Source organism: Pseudomonas sp. BJa5 (genome assembly GCF_030272875.2).
Lineage (GTDB): Bacteria > Pseudomonadota > Gammaproteobacteria > Pseudomonadales > Pseudomonadaceae > Aquipseudomonas.
The window spans coordinates 1-2,219 of sequence record NZ_JALRNG020000081.1 but is presented as its reverse complement, the minus strand read 5'-3'; the positions used below and the strand labels follow the sequence as shown (position 1 = coordinate 2,219).

1 protein-coding gene is annotated in these 2,219 nt (G+C 62.1%); it reads left to right on the top strand.

The window, feature by feature from the left end; all coding sequences use genetic code 11:
- Positions 1–2,219: immunoglobulin-like domain-containing protein (locus M2D63_RS25495; RefSeq protein WP_353050881.1), on the top strand; the 2,219-nt coding region annotated here is incomplete at both ends.

Below are 2,219 nucleotides of genomic sequence, written 5' to 3'. Positions count from 1 at the left end.
ATCACCCTCAGCAATGGTGAGTCCATCACCATCGCGGCGGGCGAAACCAGCGGCAGCGTGACTGTCGCGGCACCGGATGACGATGTGTACATCGACGCCGGCCAGGTCGAAGCGAGCATCACCGGTACGTCCGGTGGCGACTTCGAGAACCTCAACGTCGACCCGTCGGCGGCCGTGACTGAAGTCAACGACACCATCGACCCGTCGACCGTCAAATTGACCGCCGATGTCAGCACCATCGGCGAAGGCGGCGTGATTACTTACACCGCCACCGTCAGCGCCCCGGTGACCGGTACCCCATTGGTGATCAACCTCACCAATGGCCAGCAAATCGTCATCGGCGTCGGCCAGAGCACTGGCACCGTGCAGTTCACCGCGCCAGACAACGTGCACAGCACCAACCTGGACCTGACCAACAGCATCAAGGACGTGAGTGGCGGCAACTACGAGGAGCTGACCGCTTCCGGTGAAACCACTGTGACCGTCACCGATGGTCCAGGTACCGAAGACACCACCGGTCTGAAGCTGACCGCCACCCCATCGGTCAACGAAGGTGGTGAAATCACCTACACCGCCACCCTGACCAATCCGGCTGGCACCGCCATGACCATTACCCTCAGCAACGGTGAAAGCATCACCATCGCTGCCGGTGAGACTTCGGGCAGCGTGACTGTCGCGGCACCGGACGACGACGTGTACATCGATGCTGGTCAGGTCGAAGCGACCATCACCGGCACCAGCGGTGGCGACTTCGAGAATCTGGCTGTGGATAACACCCCGGCTGTCACCGAGGTCAATGACACCATCGATCCGTCGACCGTCAAGTTGACCGCCGACGTCAGCACCATCGGCGAAGGCGGCGTGATTACTTACACCGCCACCGTCAGCGCGCCGGTCACCGGCACCCCATTGGTGATCAACCTCACCAATGGCCAGCAGATCGTTATCGGCGTCGGTCAGAGCACGGGCACCGTGCAGTTCACTGCACCGGACAACGTACACAGCACCAACCTCGATCTGACCAACGCGATCAAGGACGTTTCGGGTGGTAACTACGAGGACCTGACTGCCTCGGGCACCACCACTGTGACCGTCACCGATGGTCCAGGCACTGAATACACCACCGGTCTGAAGCTGACCGCCACCCCGTCGGTCAACGAAGGCGGTGAAATCACCTACACCGCCACCCTGACCAACCCGGCTGGCACGGCCATGACCATCACCCTCAGCAACGGTGAGTCCATCACCATCGCGGCGGGCGAAACTAGCGGCAGCGTCACCGTGGCCGCGCCGGACGACGACGTGTACATCGATGCCGGTCAGGTCGAAGCGACCATCACCGGCACGTCCGGTGGCGACTTCGAAAACCTCAACGTCGACCCGTCGGCGGCCGTGACTGAAGTCAACGACACCATCGACCCGTCGACCGTCAAATTGACCGCCGATGTCAGCACTATCGGCGAAGGTGGTGTGATCACCTACACCGCTACTGTCAGCGCGCCAGTGACTGGCACGCCGCTGGTGATCAACCTGACCAATGGCCAGCAGATCGTCATCGGCGTCGGTCAGAGCACGGGTACCGTGCAGTTCACTGCACCGGACAACGTGCACAGCACCAACCTCGACCTGACCAACGCCATCAAGGACGTCTCGGGCGGTAATTACGAAGACCTGATGGCTTCCGGTGAAACCAGCGTGACCGTCACCGATGGTCCGGGGACTGAAGACACCACCGGCCTGAAGCTGACCGCCACCCCGTCGGTCAACGAAGGTGGCGAAATCACCTACACCGCCACCCTGACCAATCCGGCCGGCACTGCCATGAGCATCACCCTCAGCAATGGTGAATCGATCACCATCGCGGCGGGTGAGACGTCGGGCAGCGTCACTGTCGCGGCACCGGACGACGATGTGTACCTCGACGCCGGCCAGGTCGAAGCCACCATCACCGGCACCAGCGGTGGCGACTTCGAGAATCTGGCGGTGGATAACACTCCAGCCGTCACCGAGGTCAACGACACCATCGACCCGTCGACCGTCAAGTTGACCGCTGATGTCAGCACCATCGGCGAAGGTGGCGTGATCACCTACACCGCTACCGTCAGCGCGCCGGTCACTGGCACCCCGTTGGTGATCAACCTCACCAATGGCCAGCAGATCGTCATCGGTGTCGGTCAGAGCACTGGCACCGTGCAGTTCACTGCGCCAGACAACGTGCA